Source organism: Streptomyces sp. NPDC054770, from assembly GCF_053611985.1.
The window spans coordinates 1-18,487 of sequence record NZ_JBSHBL010000036.1 but is presented as its reverse complement, the minus strand read 5'-3'; the positions used below and the strand labels follow the sequence as shown (position 1 = coordinate 18,487).

Below are 18,487 nucleotides of genomic sequence, written 5' to 3'. Positions count from 1 at the left end.
TACCAGTCAGTAAGGGAGCCCGCACAAACTACGGGATCGCCACCCCCACCGCAATGGTTACCCCGGGTAACTCCTGGTTACGGCTCGACGGCGAACGTGGTGACGACGGCCGCGTGGTCGGAGGGCCAGTCGTTGCCCGCCACCTCGGGCCAGGGCGCCGGGGTGCCGGTGACCCAGGTCCGGGAGTCGAGCACGCGCAGCCCCCTGTGCAGCACGTAGTCGATCCGGTCCTGCGGTTCGGGCCGCCCGCCGCCGACCTCGTGGACGGGGTGGACCGGCGACCAGGTGTGGCCGGGCGCGGCGACCGGGTCCGGGTGCGCCTCCCGGTAGGAATCCCGGAACCCGGCCTCCGCGGCGTCCCTGGTCACCGGCCACCCGACGGCCGCCCAGTCCAGGTGGGAGGGGCAGTTGAAGTCCCCGGCCAGCACCACGGGCACGTCTGTGTCCCCGATCCGCCGCAGGGCCTCCCGCATCTGCTCGAGCCGGACCTCCTCGTGGGCGACCAGTTCGTCGGCGCCGAGCCCGTCGAAGTGGAACTCGTAGGGCCCGTACGGCGTGTAGTGCAGATGCACGGTCCAGATCTCGACCTCGCGGCCGGGCCGGACGGCGATCCGCACCCCGGCGGCCCCGTAGAAGCCGACGTCCGGGTCGCCGAGGCGGGCGGTGATCGGAAAGCGGCTGATGATCCCGAGGTTCTCGCCCGCCGCGTGGTGGTGCCAGCCGAGGGCCCCGGCGAGTTCCCGCGCGCTGGTCCCGGCGGTCTCCTGGAGGCCGACGACGTCCGCGCCCGCATCCATGATCGCCTTGACCTGCTTGGCGCGGTGGTCGTCGATCAGGCTGCCGCCCAGCCACAGGTTCCAGGACATCACCCGCAGTTCCGGTGCGGCCATCTCGCTCAGCTCCTTCGGGGTGACCCCGACCAGCGTGTCACGGACGGTCCGGCCGGGCGCGCCGCCGATCGGGGCGAGCGAGGGCACGGCCAGGACCGCGCATCCGGCGGCCTCGGCCGAGGCGACCCCGGTCTCGGTGTCCTCGACGGCGACACAGGCCGCCGGGTCGACGCCGAGGGCACGGCAGGCGGCGAGATAGGGGTCGGGGGCCGGCTTGGTGCGTCCGGTGTCGTCGGCGGTGACCGAGGCGGCGAACCGGCTCGGGCCGAGGGCGTCCAGGACGAGGTCGGCAACCGCGCGGGGGGACGCGGTGACCAGGGCGGTGGGGACGCCGGCCGCGGCCAGCGCGTCCAGCAGGTCGAGGGCGCCGGGGCGGGGCACGATGCCGGTGCGGACGCGGTCCGCGAACTCCCGGTGCAGCCCGGCCGCCAGAGCCGCGGCCGGGCGGCCGGTGACCCCGGCGAGCCAGCCGGCGGTGTACTCCACCGGCCGGCCGAGCACCTCGGGTTCGTCGGCCGCGGTGAGCGGCCGCCCGGCGACCTGTTCCACCGCCTCCCACCACAGTCGCTCGGTGTCGACGAGCGTTCCGTCCATGTCGAACAGGACGGCCTGGAGCGGGAGTCGTGGGTGGGGGGTCACGTTGTTGTCATTCCTCACTGATGGCTGACTGATGACTGACTGATGACTGACTGATGCCGCTGGACGCGTTACTGCTGAGCACGCTCCGCCACGAGCACCGGCCGCTCGGGCAGGGACACGGTCGCCGCGGATCCGGCCCCCAGCTCGGCGGCCTCGTGGACGGGCAGGTCGGCCTTGGCCTCGGTGCCGTCGGCCAGCCGTACGGTGACCCGGACGACCGCGCCCAGGAAGGCGGTGCCGACGACGGTGGCCGTACCGGCGCCGTCCGCGCGCACCTGGACCGCCTCGGGCCGGACCAGCACGTCGACCTCGCCCGCGCCCGGCGCCTGCCCGTCGATCGGCAGCCGCTGCCCGAGCACCTCGACGGTGTCCTCCTTGACCGTCCCCGGGATCCGGCTCATCGTGCCGACGAACTCGGCGACGAAGGCGGTGGCCGGACGGCCGTACAACTCGGCCGGCTCCGCGCACTGTTCGAGCTGCCCGGCGCGCATCACGGCGACCCGGTCGGCGATGGACAGCGCCTCCTCCTGATCATGTGTCACGAACAGGGTGGTGATGCCGAGTTCCTGCTGGAGGCGGCGGATCTCCTCGCGCAGGCTGAGCCGGACCTTGGCGTCCAGGGCGGACAGCGGTTCGTCCAGCAGCAGCACGCGGGGGCGCAGGGCCAGGGCGCGGGCGAGCGCGATGCGCTGCTGCTGGCCGCCGGAGAGCTGGTGCGGGAACCGCTCCCCCTTGTCGCCGAGCCCGACAAGGTCAAGCAACTCGGCGGCCCGCGACCGCCGTTCACTCGTGCGCACCTTGCGCATGCGCAGCCCGAACGCCACGTTGTCCACGGCGTTCAGATGCGGGAAGAGGCTGTACGACTGGAAGACCATCCCGGCATCACGGCGGTGCGCGGGGACGTGGGTGACGTCCTCGCCGTCCACCAGGACGGCGCCGGAGTCGGGGTGTTCGAAGCCGGCGAGCATGCGCAGCGCGGTGGTCTTGCCGCAGCCGGACGGGCCGAGCAGGGCCAGGAACTCGCCCGGCTGCACGGTCAGGTCGAGTCCGTCGAGGGCGACGGTGGCGCCGAACTCGCGCCGCAGCGACCGGAATTCGACGGTCGCGGCCTTCTCAAGGGTGGCGGTGGTCATGGTGTGTCATCCCCGGGAGGAAGCGGTTCGGTCACGGCCGCCGGCACCGGCGAGCGCGAGGAGCAGGGCCCAGGTCACCAGGAGACTGAGCACGGAGACGGCGACGGACATCTGGGCCTGTGAGCCGCCGACGTTGTAGATCCACACGGCGAAGGGCTGGTAGCCCAGCAGCGAGGCGACCGTGAACTCACCGAGCACCAGGGCCAGGGTGAGGAAGGCCGCGTTGAGCAGCGCCCCGCGCAGATTGGGCAGCACGGCCCGCACAAGCGCCTGCGGCCAGTTGGCACCGCAGCTGCGGGCGGCCTCGACGAGGGTGCGCACGTCGATCGCGCGCAGCCCGGCGTCCAGCGCCCGGTAGACGAAGGGCAGTGCCATCACGACGTACGCGAGGACCAGCACGAACGGGAAGGTCGGGTTCTGGATGGCGACGAACGTCTCGAACAGCGGGGTCCGGGAGAGGTAGTCCGGCCCCCACTTGAGCACGGTCGCGATGCCGGCGACGAACGCGATCGGCGGCACCACCAGCGGCAGCGAGCAGACGATCTCGACCACCGGGCGCAGCCTGGGCGCGCTCAGCCGCAGGGCGACCATGGCGGGCACCATCAGCAGCAGCACGACGGCGATGGTGGCGACGGCCAGTTCCAGCGAGAGGACCAGGCTGGAGAGGAAGCCGTCGGCGGACAGGATCTGGGAGTAGGCGTCGAAGGTGACGCCCTGGCCGGGCACGTCCACCGTGAAGACGACGGAGGCGCCCAGCGGGACCAGGAAGTAGAGGGCGGCCAGGCCGAGGACGGCCCAGCGCCACGGGGTCAGGCGTCGAGCCATCGGGCGCTCCGTCGTTGCAGGGGCAGGTACACGGCCATCACCACGCCGGCCACCAGCACCATGTCCAGGCTCAGGGCGAGGGCCACGTTCTCCTGGCCGACCAGGACGTTGCCGGAGATGGCGTCGGCGATCTGGAGGGTGACCAGCGGGACCGCGCTGCCGACCATCGCGGCGGCGGTGGCGTAGGCGGCGAAGGCGCTGCCGAAGAGCAGCACGAACCCGCCGAGCAGCGAGGGCGCGAGCACTGGCAAGGCCACGAACCGCCAGTACTGCACGCCGGTGGCGCCGTTGTTGAGCGCGGCCTCCCGCCACTGGGCGCGCAGTCCGTCCAGGGCCGGGGTGATGGTGAGGACCATCAGCGGGATCAGGAAGTACAGGTAGACGAGGACCAGGCCCCAGAAGCTGTAGAGGTTCCAGCCGTGGTCCGTGAGGTGCAGGTGCGTGGTCAGCACACCGGCGTTGCCGAGGGTCGCGACGAACGCGAACGCCAGCGGCACGCCGCCGAAGTTGGCGAGCACGCCGGAGGCGGTGAGCACGGCCTCGCGCAGTGCCCGGGAGCGCGAGCTGACGACGGCCTGCGCGAGCGGCAGTCCGAGGGCGGTGGCGATGAGGGCGGAGAGCGCGGACAGCTTGACGCTGCCGACGAGGGCGGTCAGGTACGGCCCCTGGAGGGAGTCGCTGAGGTTCCGCCCGGTGTACGAGGACACCCCGCTCGCCGGGTCCTTGACCGTGAAGGCACCGTTCAGCATGGCGATGGCCGGCAGCCCGAAGGCGAGGGCCGTGAAGGCGAGGAGCGGGACGACGGCCAGCCAGCCGGGGGCGCGGCGCCGCCGCTTCTGGGAAGCGGCGGACGCCACGTCGGCCCGCGTGAGCGTGGCCGTCATCCGGAGACGGCCTTCGACCAGCCCGTCGCGATGACCGTCTTGGCCTTGTCCTGCTGGGCCTCGGTCGGGAAGGACGGCGTGCCGGTGACCGCGGGGAGCTTGGCGGCGGCGGCCTTGTCCAGCGTGCCGGCCGTCTCCATCGAGGACATCAGGACCGGACGCGCGTACCCCTTGAGCCACAGGTTCTGGCCCTCGGTGCTGTACAGGTACTCCTGCCACAGGCGGGCGGCCGCCGGGTGCGGGGCGTCCTTGTTGATGGCCTGGGAGTAGTACTGGGCGTACTGGCCGTCGCTGGGGATGCTGACCTTCCAGTCGACGCCCTTGGACTTGAACTCGTCGGCGTAACCGGCGTTCAGGTAGTCCCAGTCGATGGAGATGGGCGTCTCGCCCTTCTCGACGGTGGCCGGGGTGGACTCGACGGGCGTGTAGTTGCCGTTCTTCTTCAGCTTGGCGAAGAAGTCGAGGCCGGGCTGGATGTCGTCGAAGGAGCCCTTGTTGGCGAGCGCGGCCGCGTACACGCCGCCGAACGCCGAACCTGACTTGGTCGGGTTGCCGTTGAGGGCGACCTGGCCCTTGTACTGCGGCTTGAGCAGGTCGGCGAAGGTGGTCGGGCAGGTCTTGACCCGCTTCGCGTCGCAGCCGATGGAGATGTAGCCGCCGTAGTCGTTGTACCAGCGGGCCTGCGGGTCCTTCTGCCCGGTGGGGATGTCGTCGTACGAGGCGACCTTGTACGGCGCGAGCAGCCCCTGCTGGGCCGCGCTGAGCGCGAACGACGAGCCGAGGTCGAGCACGTCCGGCGCGCGGTCCTGGCCCTTCCTCGACGTCACGGCGGTGATCTCGTCCTGGCTGGAGCCGTCGGGGCTCTCGTCCTCGATCTTGAGGCCGTACTTCTTCTTGAAGCCGTCGATGATGGCGCCGTAGTTCGCCCAGTCGCGGGGCACCGCGATGATGTGCAGTGTGCCCTCCTTCTTGGCGGCGGCGACCAGCTTGTCCATGCCGCCGAGGTCGGCGGCCGAGGTGGCGGTGGCGGCGTTCTTGCCGTCGGAGGTGGTGGACGACGTGTTGTCGGGGGCGGCGCCGCAGGCGCTGAGGGCAAGCGCGGCTACGGCGGCGAGGGAGCCGCCGAGGAGGGCGGTTCTCGGCAGGGACACGGTCACGGTCTCTCCAGGGACGCACGAGGGTGGGTGGCGCTGTGGCCGGCGCCGGGCGAACTTGTCTGAACAAGTTGGCTCACAGTACGCCCGGTGTGGGTGTCGGGACTGTGAACTCCGGAAAAACCCTGGACCCTGATTCGCTGCACAGTCCTGGCCGGTTCCGGGCTGACACGAATCACCCGGGAACGTCGATTAGGCTGGTCACGCTGTGCACAGCGGCCTATCCAGAGGGGAAGCATGACGGCGCGACACGAGGAGATCGCCGACGAGCTGCGGCACGCCATCGACCGCGAGGAGTACACCGTCGGCAGCCGACTGCCCTCGGAGACGGAGCTCGCCGCGGAGTACGGCGTCTCCCGCGGCACGGTCCGCCAGGCGGTCGCCGCGCTCACCGCCGAGGGACTGATCGGCTCCCGCCAGGGCGCCCGCCGGGTGGTCCTGGCCAGCCGCCGCAGCCAGAGCTTCGCGGAGCTGCGCAGTTTCGCTCAGTGGGCGAAGGCGATGGGCCGCGAGGCGACGGGACACGTGGTGTCCCAGGAGTACCGGCCCGCCGCCCAGGAGGACGCGGTCCGCCTCCAACTCCCCGCCGGAACAGAGGTGTTGCACGTACTCCGGGTGCGCGGCCTGGACGGCGAGCCGGTGTTGCTGGAGCGGACCGTGTACGCGGACTGGATCTCCCCGGCGGTCGAGGCGATAGAGCCGGAGTGCCCGTCCGTCACCCAACGGCTGTACGAGGAGACCGGGTTGGTCTTCGCCTACGGCGAGCACGTCATCGACGCGGTGGCGGCGGGGGCGCAGGACGCCGAGCTGCTCGGCATCCGCCGCACGAGTCCACTGCTGCGGGTGCGGCGCGTGACGACGACGCGGGAGGGCCGGCCGGTGGAGTGGTCGGACGACCGCTACCGGTCGGACGCGGTGAGCTTCAGCGTGCACAACTCCATCGGCAACAACGCGCTGGCGAGGAAGACCGCGGAGTAGGGGGTGGGGGGTGCGGCGGTGTGCCGGGTGCGGGCCGGTGGGGGTTGTTCGCGCAGTTCCCCGCGCCCCTGGGTTGGCGGTGGAACCGCGCCCTGAAGGGGCGCGGGGAACTGCGCGAACAGCCACGGATCACCCGCACCCGGCACACCACCGCACCCCCCGAGCTCTAGGCCGCTCTCACCCGGGCGCCCCTGACGAAAACCTCCTCAGCAGCGGCGACAGCACCAGTACCGACTTGGTCCGCTCCACGAACGGCTCCCCCGCGATCCGCTCCAGCACCCTCTCGAAGTGCCGCATGTCCGACGCGAAGACCTGCACGACGGCGTCGGCCTCACCGGTGACCGTCGACGCGGCCACCACCTCCTGGTAGCGCTCCAGGCCCCGCTGGATGGTCTCCGGGGACGTGTTGCGCCGGCAGTAGATCTCCACGAACCCCTCGGTCTCCCAGCCGAGGGCCGCCGGGTCGACCCGTACGGTGAATCCGGTGATCGCTCCGGAGGCGCGCAGCCGGTCCACGCGCCGTTTGACAGCAGGCGCGGACAGGCCGACCAGTTGCCCGATGTCCGCGTAGGAGCGGCGGGCGTCCTCGGCGAGGGCGTGCACGATGCGTTCGTCGAGATCGTTCAGCAAGGGGTCGTTCAGCTCTCAGGTGGTGCAGGACGGGACCGGCGACAGCCGTACACGAAGTAGAACACGGGCCCGGCGGCCGGCCGCCCCGCACCGCGCCCCCGCGCAGCGCCTAGGGCCTGTCGTTTGGATCAGGCCGGCCTGGCTCACGGTGCCTGTCGGCCGACCCGAGCGGGGCGTGGTGCGTACAGCTGCAAGGCGGAGGAGGGAGTCGACGCGGTGGGGGCACCTCCCGGCCGAAGGCTGGGGGACGTCGACAACCGACGACAACGCCGCTGGGGTCCCCCCACGCCTTTAAGGCAGTGGGGAGTGCGTGCCACGCCCCGCGACGCCGGCATGATCCAAACGACAGGCCCTAGCTCCAGCTGGCGTGCAGCGGCTTGCCCTCCGCGTAGCCGGCCGCACTCTGGATCCCCACGATCGCCTTCTCGGCGAACTCCTCCAGCGAGCCGGCGCCGGCGTAGGTGCACGACGACCGCACGCCCGCGATGATCGAGTCGATCAGGTCCTCCACGCCCGGCCGGGCCGGGTCGAGGAACATCCGGGACGTGGAGATGCCCTCCTCGAAGAGCCCCTTGCGGGCCCGGTCGTACGCCGACTCGTCCGACGTGCGGTTGCGCACCGCCCGCGCCGAGGCCATGCCGAACGACTCCTTGTAGAGCCGCCCGTCGGCGTCCTGCTGAAGGTCGCCCGGCGACTCGAACGTGCCCGCGAACCAGGAGCCGACCATCACGTTGGACGCACCGGCGGCCAGCGCCATGGCGACGTCACGGGGGTGCCGGACACCGCCGTCGGCCCAGACGTGCTTGCCGTACTTCCGCGCCTCCGCGGCGCACTCCAGGACCGCGGAGAACTGCGGCCGGCCGACGCCGGTCATCATGCGGGTGGTGCACATCGCGCCGGGGCCCACGCCGACCTTGATGATGTCCGCGCCGGCGTCGACGAGGTCCTTGACCCCCTCCGCGGAGACGATGTTGCCGGCCGCGATCGGGACCTGCGGGTCGAGGTCGCGGACCAGCTTGATCGCGCTGATCATCGACTCCTGGTGGCCGTGCGCGGTGTCGATGACGAGCGTGTCGACGCCCGCGTCGAGCAGTTGCTTCGCCTTGCCCGCGAAGTCGCCGTTGATACCGACGGCGGCGGCGATCCGCAGCCTGCTCTGTGCGTCGGTCGCCGGGGTGTACAGGGTGGCGCGCAGCGCGCCCTTGCGGGTGAGGATGCCGGCCAGCTTGCCGTCCCGGTCGACCGCCGGGGCATAGCGGCGGTTGGCGCCGTCCAGCTTGTTGAAGGCCTCGCGGGGGTCGATGTCCGCGTCGAGCAGCAGCAGGTCGCGGGACATGACCTCGGCGAGCTGGGTGAAGCGGTCGACGCCGGTGAGATCCCGGTCGGTGACGACACCGACCGGGCGGCCGTCCTCGTCGACGACGACACCGGCGTTGTGCGCCCGCTTCGGCAGCAGGGCCAGCGCGTCGGCGACGGTCTGGTGCGGGGCCAGCACGATCGGGGTGTCCAGGACCAGGTGGCGGCTCTTGACCCAGGTGATGACATCGGTGACCACGTCGATCGGGATGTCCTGCGGGATCACGACGAGTCCGCCGCGCCGGGCCACCGTCTCGGCCATCCGCCGGCCCGCGATCGCGGTCATGTTGGCGACGACCAGCGGGATGGTGGTGCCCGTGCCGTCCGGCGAGTTGAGGTCCACGCCCTGACGCGAGCCGACCGCGGAGCGGCTCGGCACCATGAAGACGTCGTCGTACGTCAGGTCGTACGGGGGCTGGAGGTCATTGAGGAAACGCACGTGCCGCACATCCCAGTCGATCAGAGGTGACCCCCGGACCGGCCGGCCAAGGGGAAAAGCACGTACTTCATTCTCCCATGCGGACCGGCACGTCATGCCCGGGACGAAGGTCCAGGCAGGTCAGAGGCCTTTTGGAGGAACCTACGGGAGCGGTCGGCCCGGTCTCCCACCGGTCGTCGTCATCTCAGCGGCGTCCGAAGGGGGTCGCGGGGCCGGTCTGTTCGGCCAGCCAGGTCGCCGCCGAGCGGGTCCAGGTCGAGGCCTCTCCGGCACCGTGGGCGAGGCCCAGGCTGTGCGGGCCGTGCGGATAGACGTGCACGGTGTGGGGCACGTCGTGCGCGGCCAGGGCCGTGGCCAGGCGGTAGGTGTGCTCCGGCAGGACGTACGGGTCCTCCGCCGTGTGCCAGAGGAAGAACGGCGGCGCCGACGGGGTCACCAGCGCGTCGAGCGAGGTGGCCCGGCGCAGCTCCGGCGAGGCGTCCTCGCCCAGCAGGACGATCCGGGACGGCCGGTAGGTCTCGGTCTCCATCGAGGTGATCGCGTAGCCGAGCACGGCGAACTGCACGGACGTCCGTGGGTCGTGGTCCGCGGTCAGGGCCGCCAGGCCCGCGAGATGCCCGCCCGCCGAGAACCCCACGAGCCCGATCCGGTCGGCCCCTTCGGCCCGCAGCCGCCGGATCTCGGCGCGCAGCGCTTCGAGGGGCACCGGATGCCGGACGCCGAGGGGATACCGGAAGACGCTCGCCGCCAGGCCCAGCCCCAGCCCGGTGAGCCACTCGGCGACCGGCTCGGCCTCGTGCTCGGCGTGCTGTACGTAGCCGCCGCCCGGCAGCACGATCACATGCGCGGACATCGGTCACTGTCCCCTCTCGCCCGCTTCGGGGAGCGCGGGCAGGTCGTCCAGGAAGTCGTCGGACGGCACGAAGAAGAGTGTGCCGGTGACCGCGGTGGAGAAGTCGAGGATCCGGTCGTGGGTGGCGTCGGCGGTGCCGAGGAACATGTTGCGCAGCATCTGCTCGACGACGTCGGGCGTCCGGGCGTACCCGATGAAGTAGGTGCCGAACTCGCCGCCGCCGGGGCTGCCGAACGGCATGTTGTCCCGCAGGATCTGCTGTTCCTCGCCGTCCGGTCCGGTGATCGTGTTCAGGTCCACGTGGGAGGCCGGCTCCTCCAGTTCGAGGTTGGTGGCCTTCGTACGGCCGATGATCCGCTCCTGCGTCTCGACGGGCAGCGCGTTCCAGGCGTCGAGGTCGTGGAGGTACTTCTGCACGATCACGTAGCTGCCGCCGACGTGACCGGGATCCTCCGCGCCGATCAGGACGGCCCGGCGGGCGGCGGCGCCGACCGGGTTCTCGGTGCCGTCGACGAAGCCCAGCAGGTCGCGGGCGTCGAGGTACTTGAAGCCCGGCACCTCGTCCTCGACGGTCACCGCGTCGCGCAGCCGGTGCATGAGCTCGGCGGCGAGTCCGAAGCAGAGGTCGAACCGGGTGGCCCGGATGTGCAGGAGAAGGTCGCCGGGGGTGGCGACCGCGGTGTGCCGGGGTCCCTCCAGCGGCTGGAAGGGGTGCAGGCCGGCCGGGCGGGGGTGGTCGAACAGACGGTCCCAGGCGGCGGATCCGACCCCCGCCACACAGCTCAGCGCGGCTTCCGGGGTACCGAACCCGAAGCTCCGCTCCAGCGCGCGCAGATCGCCGAGCACCTCCCGTGCCGTCTCCTCGCCGCCGGGGCGCACGGTGAGCACCAGGAAGATCGCGGCGGTGGTCAACGGACCGAGCACCGGCTGCGGTTCGGCCCCCGGCACGGACTGGGGTTCGGTGGTCAACGCGTCCTCCCGATGCGATCGGCACACGGTCTGTCGTACACATACTCGGGGTTGACGGCGCTCAGCGGATGAAGACGCTCCAAGCGACGGTGTCGAGATGGTCGGATCACAGCACGAGTGCCGGCCGTCGCGGCATCACATGAACGGGTGAGGACGGCGGCTCCCGGACCAGCCCGGACCGGATCACGGGGCGCGCAGGAGTCCCCGATGCGCCGGGCGACCAGGTCCGGTGCCTCCATGGGAGACGAAAGCCCGCGTGGGGCAGAGGAGTTCGAGGACCGGCCGCCAGGTGCGGTGCGAGCCGCCCCACCAGTACCGGGTTCACGGTCGGCGGCACGGCAACGGGGTGACCGCCGGCATCGACCTGTGCCTCTTGCCGCCGCATGCGGACGAGGGTGCGCGGCGAGAGCGGCCCGGGCAGCGGCACCAGCCTCCGTGCCCGCTTCCGGGACGCCGTTGGCACCACGCCCGCCGGGTACCGCCGCGCGTTCCGCACGACCGGGGACGCCGGGCAAGAATTCTTTCGCTCGACGGAATAGACAGACCTGTCTATGGTTTTACCATGCATGCTAGACAGACCGGTCTACTCACCAAGGACCTCCGAACCGACGATCTTCGGCCCCGTCCCCGCGAAGGATCTCCGATGAACCACCTCGCACCGCACGAGCGAACCGATCTCACCGAGCGCGGCAAGGCAGCGCGCAGGCCGATCCCGCCGCGTGCGGCGTTCTACCTGCTGGCCTCCGTCGTCGTCTCCTTCCTCGCCGCCTCCAGCGCGCCCACCCCGCTCTACGCGACGTACCAGGCCGAGTGGGGGTTCACCCCGATCACCACCACGGTCGTCTTCGGCATCTACGCGATCGCCGTCCTCTCCGGCCTGCTGGTCCTCGGCAAGCTGTCCGACCACGTCGGCCGCCGCCCGGTCCTGATCGCCGCGATCGCCGCCCAGGCCGCCGCGATGCTGCTGTTCTCCACCGCCGGCGGGGTCGGCGAACTGCTCGTCGCCCGCGTCGTCCAGGGCCTGTCCACCGGCGCCGCACTCGGCGCGGTCGGCGCCGCGATGATGGACATCAACCGCTCCCGCGGCACCATGGCCAACGCCTTCGCCCCCGGCCTCGGCACCGCGACAGGGTCCCTGATCAGCGGTTTCGTCGTGCAGTTCCTGCCCGCCCCGACCCACACGATCTTCCTCGGCCTGCTGGCCGTGTTCGTGGCCCAGGCGGTCGCCGTCGCCCTGATCGACGAGACCGTCACCAAGGAGCAGGGCGCCCTGGCCAGCCTGGTGCCCGAGATCAGGCTGCCGCGCACGGTCCGGGGCGCGGTCCTGGCCGCGGCACCCGTCGTCTTCGCCGTCTGGGCGCTCGCCGGGTTCTACGGTTCCCTGGGCCCCGCCCTGGTCCGCACCCTGGTCGGCTCCACCTCCGCCGTCTGGGGCGGCCTCGGACTCTTCGTCCTCGCGTTCGTCTCGGCCGCCTCGGTCCTCGCGCTGCGCAAGGCACAGGCCACGACCGTGATGTACACCGGCATCGGCGCGCTCGTGGCCGGAGTGGCGCTGACCCTGGTCGCGGTGGACCTGAGCTCCCCGGCGCTGTTCTTCGCCGGCACGGCCGTCGCCGGCGTCGGCTTCGGCAGCGGTTTCCAGGGCGGCATCCGCACGGTGCTGCCGCTGACGAAGCCCCACGAGAGCTCGGGTGTGCTGTCCCTGCTGTTCGTCGTCGCCTACCTCGGCATGGGCGTCCCGTCCGTGGCCGCCGGGGCGCTGGTGGTGCACGGGGGCGGACTGGTCCCGACCTCCGAGGAGTACGGCGCGGTGGTCATCGGCCTCGCGCTGCTGGCCCTGGCCGCCCTGCTGCTGCGGCGCGGCAGGCCGCAGAGCGGTCCCGGGGTGAAGGTGGCGGCCGGCGGCCCGCAGACGGTGCCGGTGACGGCCCGTGCGGACCGGGCGGACCGGTCCGAGTCCGTCACGCAGGCACGATGACCGAGTAGACCGGTCTGGTCAGCCGTAGACTGGAAGTGTCCGGAAGGTGAGTGGCATGACGAAGACGTTGACTGCTGCCAAGGCCCCCACGGCCAGGGAGCGGCTGCTCTCGGCGGCGAACGAGCTGTTCTACGCGGAGGGCGTGCAGACGGTCGGGATCGACCGGATCATCGAGCACGCCGGGGTCGCCAAGGCCTCGCTGTACAACACCTTCGGCGGCAAGGAACAGCTCATCCGCGCCTACCTGGACTCCCGGCACACCAGGCTGACCGAGCGGCTGCTGCGCGCTGTGGAGGGCGCCGACACCCCGCGGGACCGGCTGCTGGCCGTCTTCGACGCGCAGGCCGAACTGTTCACCGAGCCGGACTACCACGGGTGCGCCTTCATGGCGGCCAGCGCCGAGACCAAGCACGGCAGCACCATCGAGGAGGCCTCCGACGTCTCCCGCGCCTGGGTCCGGGACCTGTTCACCGGTCTCGCCCGGGACGCCGGCGCCCCGGATCCCGAGGCCCTCGCCCGCCGGCTGCACCTGCTGTACGACGGGGGCGTGGTGTCCGCGCGGATGGACCGCGACCCGTCGGTGGGCGCGGTCGCCCGGGAGACGGCCGCCGTCCTGATCGACGCGGCACTGCCGGCCGGGTCCTGAGAACCCCTTCCCCGGGGTCCGCCCGGCCGCCGCGGCAGCGTTGTCAGGCCTGCTGCCGCGGCGGTGTCACGCTCCCGGTCAGGGACCGTCCGGGTCCGCGCGGCTCAGCGCGGGCTTGGGCGTGGTGCCCGCCGTCATCAGGAAGTCGGCGGCCGAGGTGTCGGTGACGAGGCTGGTGACCAGCCCCGACCGCAGCACCGCGTCGATCGCGGCCGCCTTGCGCTGGCCCCCCGCGATCGCGACGACCTCGGGGATACGGCGCAGCTGGTCGGCCTTGACCGTGATGCATCGTTCCCCCAGGTCCCGTCCCACCCGGCGGCCGTCGGCGTCGAAGAGGTGCGCGGCCATCTCGGCGGCGACGCCCAGCGTGGCGTAGTGCGCGCGCTCCTCGTCGCTGAGCATGTCGTGCACCGTGGAGATGCCCCGCTCCCAGGAGCCGATGGAGACACAGGCGACCGTGACCTTGTCGAAGTACTCGAAGGCGCGGGCGATCCCGGTCTGGTTGCGCAGCGCGGCCGCGGTGGCCGCGTCCGGCAGCAGCATCGGCGCGTAGATCGGGTGGGCGTCGCCGCCCGACACCTGGGCGGCGCGCCGGACGGCCTCCACCGAGCCGCGCTCGGAGGTCCCGGCGTCGTACACGCCCGTCAGCTGCACCACCGTGCACGGCGGCAGCCGGTCGAGCGCGGCCGCCATGTGGATGGTGGACCGGCCCCAGGCGAGGCCGAGCACATCCCCCTCGTTGACCAGTTCGCCGAGCAGGTCCGCGGCGACCTCGCCGAGGTTCTCCGGGTCGGGGGTCTCCTCCGCCTCGGCCGGGGACTCGACCACCACGGCATGCCGCAGGCCGTAGCGAGCGCGGAGCGCGTCCGAGCGCTCGGCGTCCAGTTCGGCCGGTACACGGATCTCGATGCGTACGAGATCCCTTTCGAGGGCAGTCTCCAGTACCCGGGCCACTTTGAAGCGGCTGACGCCGAACTCCTCAGCGATCTGGATCTTGGACTTGCCCTCGAGGTAGAAGCGGCGGGCCATGGCCGCCGCCTGCACCAGCTCTGCGGGTCCCATCCGCATGGCTGACCGGCCCGCCGACATACCCGACACGGCCATCTCCTCACTGCTGTTCACACTCTGGATACGCCGTTCATCCTTGCAGATCCGGCGCACTTGATCAGCCCTGATCGGAGCCGTTCACGTTCCCGTACCTCAGTGGTCGCACGCCCACGACGCCTGGGCGGTGGCCGTCGCCGCCTGGGTGCGTAGTGCACGTACCGCCTCTGCCGGGTCGTTTGCCCCGTACACCGCGGAACCTGCCACAAAAACATCGGCTCCGGCGTCCGCGCACCGCTCGATTGTCGACGCGGAAACTCCACCGTCGACCTGCAGCCACAGCTCCAGCCCGTGCTTGCCGATCAGCTCCCGGGTGCGGCGGATCTTCGGCAGCATGATGTCGAGGAACGCCTGACCTCCGAAACCGGGCTCCACGGTCATGATCAGCAGCATGTCCAGCTCGGGGAGCAGGTCCTCGTACGGCTCGATGGGCGTCGCGGGCTTGAGCGCCATGGACGCGCGGGCGCCCTTCGCCCGGATCTCCCGCGCGAGCCGCACGGGGGCGGCGGCGGCCTCCACATGGAAGGTGACGGAGGAGGCCCCCGCTTCGACGTACTGGGGCGCCCACCGATCGGGGGCGTCGATCATCAGGTGGCAGTCCAGCGGGGTGTCCGTAGCACGGGCCAGGGACTCTACGACCGGCACACCGAGCGTGAGGTTCGGGACGAAGTGGTTGTCCATGACGTCGACGTGGAGCCAGTCGGCGCCTTCGACCGCCTTCGCCTCGTCCGCGAGGCGGGCGAAGTCGGCGGACAGGATGCTGGGGTTGATCTGCACGGCCATGCCCCAAGCGTGCCATGCCCTGACGGGTAGGACCGAGTGGGGTTCGGGGGTGGTTGCGGGTGAGCGTCGGCCGCGGGCCGGTGGGGGTTGCTCGCGCAGTTCCCCGCGCCCCTTATGGGGCGCTGCCCAGCCGCGGGCGGCCGTGTCAGCCACTTCAGCTGCGGGCAGGCGTGCCGCAGGGCGGCGGGGGTGGGCGCAGCGGCACCCTGCCAGCGCCGGTAAGCGCCCCACCCCCCACCTCAGCCAGTCCTCCGGATCAAGGCCAGATACATCGCGTCCGTGCCGTGCACATGCGGCCACAGCTGCACATCCGGCCCTTCCCCCAGCTCAGGCACCCCCGGCAGCAGAGGACGCGCGTCCACCAGCTCGGTCTCCGGCCGCTGCTTGAGCACGTCCTGGACCACCGCGCGGGTCTCCGCGAGGTGCGGGGAACAGGTCGCGTAACCGACCACCCCGCCCACCCGTACCGAGTCGATCGCGGTACGCAGCAGTGCCCGCTGCAGCGGACCGAAGTTGTCGAGGTCCTCGGGGCGCCGCCGCCACCGTGCCTCGGGGCGGCGGCGCAGTGCGCCCAGGCCCGTGCACGGGACGTCCATCAGGACCCGGTCGAAGGTGCCGGGGCGCCACGGCGGCCGGGTACCGTCGGCCGCGATGACCTGGTACGGCCCCGGATTGCCGTGCAGCGCCTTCTCGACCAGCCCGGCCCGGTGCGGCTGCTTCTCGGAGGCGAGCAGCACGGCTCCCCGCTCGGCGGCGAGCGCGGCGAGCAGCGCGGCCTTGCCGCCGGGTCCGGCGCAGCCGTCCAGCCACTTCTCGTCCGGGCCCTCGACCGGCACGCCGGCCAGCGCGAGGGCGACCAGCTGGCTGCCCTCGTCCTGCACACCTGCCCGGCCCTCCTGCACGGCCGTGATGGCGCCGGGCTCCCCGCCCTCGGTGAGGCGCACGGCGTACGGCGACCAGTGCCCCGGTACGGCGGCCTCCTCGCGGAGAAGTTCCTCGGTGGTGGCCCGCCCCGGCCGGGCGACCAGCGTCACCTCGGGCCGCTCGTTGTCGGCGGCCAGCAGTTCCTCGATCCCCGCGCGTCCGCCCCCCAACGAATCCCAGAGCGCGGAGACGACCCACCGCGGATGCGAGTGCACCACGGCGAGATGGTCCTCGGGGTCCGCGTCGTAGGGCGGCGCGACCTTCGCGATCCAGCCGTCCAGGTCGTCCTGCGCGACCTTGCGGAGCACGGCGTTGACGAACTTGGCCCGTCCGTCGCCCAGCACCACCCGGGCCAGCTCGACGGAGGCGGAGACGGCCGCGTGGCTGGGAATCCGCGTGCCGAGCAACTGGTGCACACCCAGGCTGAGCACGTCAAGGACCGGCGGGTCCACCTCGCGCAGCGGCCGGTCGACGCACTCGGCGATGATCGCGTCGTACGTCCCCTGCCGGCGCAGCGTCCCGTACACCAGCTCGGTCGCGAGCGCGGCGTCCCGCCCGTCGAACTTCTCGGGTCCCTCTTTCTCCCGGGCCTTGCGCAGCAGCGGCGGCAGCACGAGGTTGGCGTACGCGTCCCGCTCGTCCACGGCGCGCAGCGCCTCGAAGGCGAGGATGCGGACGGGGTCCCGCTGGGGACGGCGGTAGGGCTTGGCTGGCCTGCGCGGCCGCCGGGACTGCTCGCTCACGAAAAGGTGCTCCGGGTATGGGAATGAGGCGACTCCCAGCGTACGCCGCGTACACCGGAAAGCCGCTGCTGGGAGAGGGCGCTCAGGCTCCGAGGGTCTCCCCGGCGCCGATACGCACGCCGCGCGCCCAGTCGGCGGCCCGCATCGGCTTCTTGCCCTGGGCCTGCACCCAGAGCAGTTCCACGGCGTACGACCCGGTGCCCACGTGCACGCTGTTCTTGCCGACGGCGATCTGGGCCGGGGTGAGGTCGGTCCGCTCGGGCACCGGCGTGACCTGGATCAGCTTGAGCCGCTCACCGCGGAAGGTGGTCCAGGCGCCGGGGGCGGGGGTGCACCCGCGCACGATCCGGTCGACGCGCAGCGCGGGGGCCGACCACTCCACCTTCGCGTCCTCGACGGTGATCTTCGGCGCGAGGGTGATCCCCTCGGCCGGCTGCGGTACCGCCTTGAGCGTGCCGTCCTCGATGCCGTCCATGGTCGCGGCGAGCAGCCCGGACCCCGCGAAGGCGAGCCGCGTCAGCAGGTCACCGCTGGTGTCGGTGGGCCGGATCTCCTCGGTGACGGTCCCGTAGACGGGCCCGGAGTCGAGGCCCTCCTCGATGAGGAAGGTGGAGGCGCCCGTGATCTCGTCCCCGCCCATGATGGAGTGCTGCACAGGAGCCGCGCCGCGCCAGGCGGGAAGCAGCGAGAAGTGCAGGTTGACCCAGCCGTGGGCCGGCACGTCCAGCGCGACCCGCGGCAGCAGCGCGCCGTACGCCACCACCGGGCAGCAGTCCGGCCCGATCTCCTTCAGCCGCTCCAGAAAGTCCGGATCGCGCGGCTTGAGCGGCCTCAGCACCTCGATGCCGGCCTCCATCGCCCGCTCGGCCACAGGCGAAGCGACCAGCCTGCGCCCCCGCCCGGCCGGCGCATCGGGCCGCGTGACCACGGCGGCCACCTCGTGCCGCCCGGAGGAGATGAGAGCCTCCAGAGCAGGAACGGCGACTTCGGGGGTACCGGCGAAGACAAGCTTCATGGGCGACTGAGACCCTCTCGAACGGCAGCAACACGGGCAACACACAAGTCTATGCCGCACCAACCAACCACCACCCACAACCCCACAGCCCACCAACCACAACCCACCAAACCAGCGGCCAACCGCCACGGGCCAACGACTGACGGCTGGCCGCTGACCGCTGACCGCTGGCCGCTGACGGCTCACGGCTGGCGGCTGGCGGCTGGCGGCTGGCGGCGGTTGCTGACGTCTGACAGCTGACGACGGCTGGCCCCTGACGCATGACGCCTGACAGTTGACGCCTGACGGCGGCTGACCCCGACCGCCGACGGCTGACGGCGGCTGGCCCCTGACAGTTGACGCCCGACGCCCGACGCCCGACGCCCGACGGCTGACGGCTGACGGCTGACGGCTGACGGCTGACGGCTGACGGCTGACGGCTGACGGCGGTTGCTGACAGCTGACGGCGGCTGACGCATGACGCCTGACAGTTGACGCCTGACGGCGGCTGACCCCGACCGCCGACGGCTGACGGCGGCTGGCCCCTGACAGTTGACGCCCGACG

16 protein-coding genes are annotated in these 18,487 nt (G+C 71.9%); 3 read left to right on the top strand and 13 right to left on the bottom strand.

The window, feature by feature from the left end; translation table 11 throughout:
* Nucleotides 1-77: 77 nt before the first annotated feature.
* The 5 genes from ACWGKQ_RS27995 to ACWGKQ_RS27975 all read right to left on the bottom strand — a co-directional run bounded on the left by ACWGKQ_RS27995 (nt 78) and on the right by ACWGKQ_RS27975 (nt 5,528).
* Nucleotides 78-1,529, bottom strand: a complete 1,452-nt coding sequence (locus ACWGKQ_RS27995) for an HAD-IA family hydrolase (protein ID WP_453294736.1) — start codon at nt 1,527-1,529, stop codon at nt 78-80.
* Nucleotides 1,530-1,597: 68 nt separating this feature from the next.
* Complete coding sequence (locus ACWGKQ_RS27990) at nt 1,598-2,662, bottom strand: ABC transporter ATP-binding protein (protein ID WP_453294735.1); 1,065 nt, start codon at nt 2,660-2,662, stop codon at nt 1,598-1,600.
* A gap of 6 nt (nt 2,663-2,668) precedes the next feature.
* Nucleotides 2,669-3,487, bottom strand: a complete 819-nt coding sequence (locus tag ACWGKQ_RS27985; RefSeq protein ID WP_453294734.1) for an ABC transporter permease — start codon at nt 3,485-3,487, stop codon at nt 2,669-2,671.
* A complete protein-coding gene (locus ACWGKQ_RS27980) occupies nt 3,472-4,371 on the bottom strand; it encodes an ABC transporter permease (protein ID WP_453294733.1) in 900 nt (299 codons plus the stop codon). Before ACWGKQ_RS27980 ends, ACWGKQ_RS27985 begins: the two co-directional genes overlap by 16 nt.
* Nucleotides 4,368-5,528: an ABC transporter substrate-binding protein gene (locus ACWGKQ_RS27975; protein ID WP_453294732.1), complete on the bottom strand. Its 1,161-nt coding sequence runs from the start codon at nt 5,526-5,528 to the stop codon at nt 4,368-4,370. The genes ACWGKQ_RS27980 and ACWGKQ_RS27975 overlap by 4 nt, the downstream gene beginning before the upstream one ends.
* A 234-nt stretch (nt 5,529-5,762) precedes the next feature.
* On the opposite strand from ACWGKQ_RS27975, the gene ACWGKQ_RS27970 reads away from it, so the two are divergent.
* Complete coding sequence (locus tag ACWGKQ_RS27970) at nt 5,763-6,503, top strand: GntR family transcriptional regulator (RefSeq protein ID WP_453294731.1); 741 nt, start codon at nt 5,763-5,765, stop codon at nt 6,501-6,503.
* A 177-nt stretch (nt 6,504-6,680) separates the two neighbouring features.
* On the opposite strand, the gene ACWGKQ_RS27965 is transcribed toward ACWGKQ_RS27970, so the two are convergent.
* From ACWGKQ_RS27965 to ACWGKQ_RS27950, 4 genes are all read right to left on the bottom strand, one after another.
* On the bottom strand, nt 6,681-7,133 hold the full coding sequence (locus ACWGKQ_RS27965) for an Lrp/AsnC family transcriptional regulator (RefSeq protein ID WP_453294730.1): 453 nt from the start codon (nt 7,131-7,133) through the stop codon (nt 6,681-6,683).
* A gap of 352 nt (nt 7,134-7,485) precedes the next feature.
* Complete coding sequence (locus ACWGKQ_RS27960) at nt 7,486-8,928, bottom strand: GuaB1 family IMP dehydrogenase-related protein (protein WP_453294729.1); 1,443 nt, start codon at nt 8,926-8,928, stop codon at nt 7,486-7,488.
* Between the two features lie 184 nt (nt 8,929-9,112).
* Nucleotides 9,113-9,781, bottom strand: a complete 669-nt coding sequence (locus ACWGKQ_RS27955; RefSeq protein ID WP_453294728.1) for an alpha/beta hydrolase — start codon at nt 9,779-9,781, stop codon at nt 9,113-9,115.
* 3 nt (nt 9,782-9,784) lie between these two features.
* The gene (locus tag ACWGKQ_RS27950) at nt 9,785-10,750 is read right to left on the bottom strand and encodes a Dyp-type peroxidase (protein ID WP_453294727.1); all 966 of its coding nucleotides are present in this window, start codon (nt 10,748-10,750) and stop codon (nt 9,785-9,787) included.
* A 643-nt stretch (nt 10,751-11,393) separates the two neighbouring features.
* On the opposite strand from ACWGKQ_RS27950, the gene ACWGKQ_RS27945 reads away from it, so the two are divergent.
* Together ACWGKQ_RS27945 and ACWGKQ_RS27940 are read left to right on the top strand one after the other, a co-directional pair.
* On the top strand, nt 11,394-12,728 hold the full coding sequence (locus ACWGKQ_RS27945) for an MFS transporter (protein ID WP_453294726.1): 1,335 nt from the start codon (nt 11,394-11,396) through the stop codon (nt 12,726-12,728).
* A gap of 55 nt (nt 12,729-12,783) precedes the next feature.
* Complete coding sequence (locus ACWGKQ_RS27940) at nt 12,784-13,374, top strand: TetR/AcrR family transcriptional regulator (protein ID WP_453294725.1); 591 nt, start codon at nt 12,784-12,786, stop codon at nt 13,372-13,374.
* Between the two features lie 78 nt (nt 13,375-13,452).
* Here the strand turns inward: ACWGKQ_RS27940 and ACWGKQ_RS27935 are convergent, their stop codons facing one another.
* The 4 genes from ACWGKQ_RS27935 to fmt all read right to left on the bottom strand — a co-directional run bounded on the left by ACWGKQ_RS27935 (nt 13,453) and on the right by fmt (nt 17,943).
* On the bottom strand, nt 13,453-14,496 hold the full coding sequence (locus ACWGKQ_RS27935; RefSeq protein WP_453294724.1) for a sugar-binding transcriptional regulator: 1,044 nt from the start codon (nt 14,494-14,496) through the stop codon (nt 13,453-13,455).
* Between the two features lie 78 nt (nt 14,497-14,574).
* Nucleotides 14,575-15,261 (bottom strand): ribulose-phosphate 3-epimerase, encoded by a 687-nt coding sequence (rpe, locus tag ACWGKQ_RS27930; RefSeq protein WP_453294723.1) that lies wholly within the window; start codon nt 15,259-15,261, stop codon nt 14,575-14,577.
* A gap of 239 nt (nt 15,262-15,500) precedes the next feature.
* A complete protein-coding gene (locus ACWGKQ_RS27925; protein ID WP_453294722.1) occupies nt 15,501-16,928 on the bottom strand; it encodes an RsmB/NOP family class I SAM-dependent RNA methyltransferase in 1,428 nt (475 codons plus the stop codon).
* 82 nt (nt 16,929-17,010) lie between these two features.
* Nucleotides 17,011-17,943, bottom strand: a complete 933-nt coding sequence (fmt, locus tag ACWGKQ_RS27920; RefSeq protein WP_453294721.1) for a methionyl-tRNA formyltransferase — start codon at nt 17,941-17,943, stop codon at nt 17,011-17,013.
* Between the last annotated feature and the right edge of the window lie 544 nt (nt 17,944-18,487).

Coding starts and splice junctions, on each gene's coding strand:
- fmt (WP_453294721.1), bottom strand. CDS start 17,943: ATGAAGCTTGTCTTCGCCGGTACCCCCGAAGTCGCCGTTCCTGCTCTG.
- ACWGKQ_RS27945 (WP_453294726.1), top strand. CDS start 11,394: ATGAACCACCTCGCACCGCACGAGCGAACCGATCTCACCGAGCGCGGC.
- ACWGKQ_RS27985 (WP_453294734.1), bottom strand. CDS start 3,487: ATGGCTCGACGCCTGACCCCGTGGCGCTGGGCCGTCCTCGGCCTGGCC.
- ACWGKQ_RS27955 (WP_453294728.1), bottom strand. CDS start 9,781: ATGTCCGCGCATGTGATCGTGCTGCCGGGCGGCGGCTACGTACAGCAC.
- ACWGKQ_RS27990 (WP_453294735.1), bottom strand. CDS start 2,662: ATGACCACCGCCACCCTTGAGAAGGCCGCGACCGTCGAATTCCGGTCG.
- rpe (WP_453294723.1), bottom strand. CDS start 15,261: ATGGCCGTGCAGATCAACCCCAGCATCCTGTCCGCCGACTTCGCCCGC.
- ACWGKQ_RS27970 (WP_453294731.1), top strand. CDS start 5,763: ATGACGGCGCGACACGAGGAGATCGCCGACGAGCTGCGGCACGCCATC.
- ACWGKQ_RS27940 (WP_453294725.1), top strand. CDS start 12,784: ATGACGAAGACGTTGACTGCTGCCAAGGCCCCCACGGCCAGGGAGCGG.
- ACWGKQ_RS27980 (WP_453294733.1), bottom strand. CDS start 4,371: ATGACGGCCACGCTCACGCGGGCCGACGTGGCGTCCGCCGCTTCCCAG.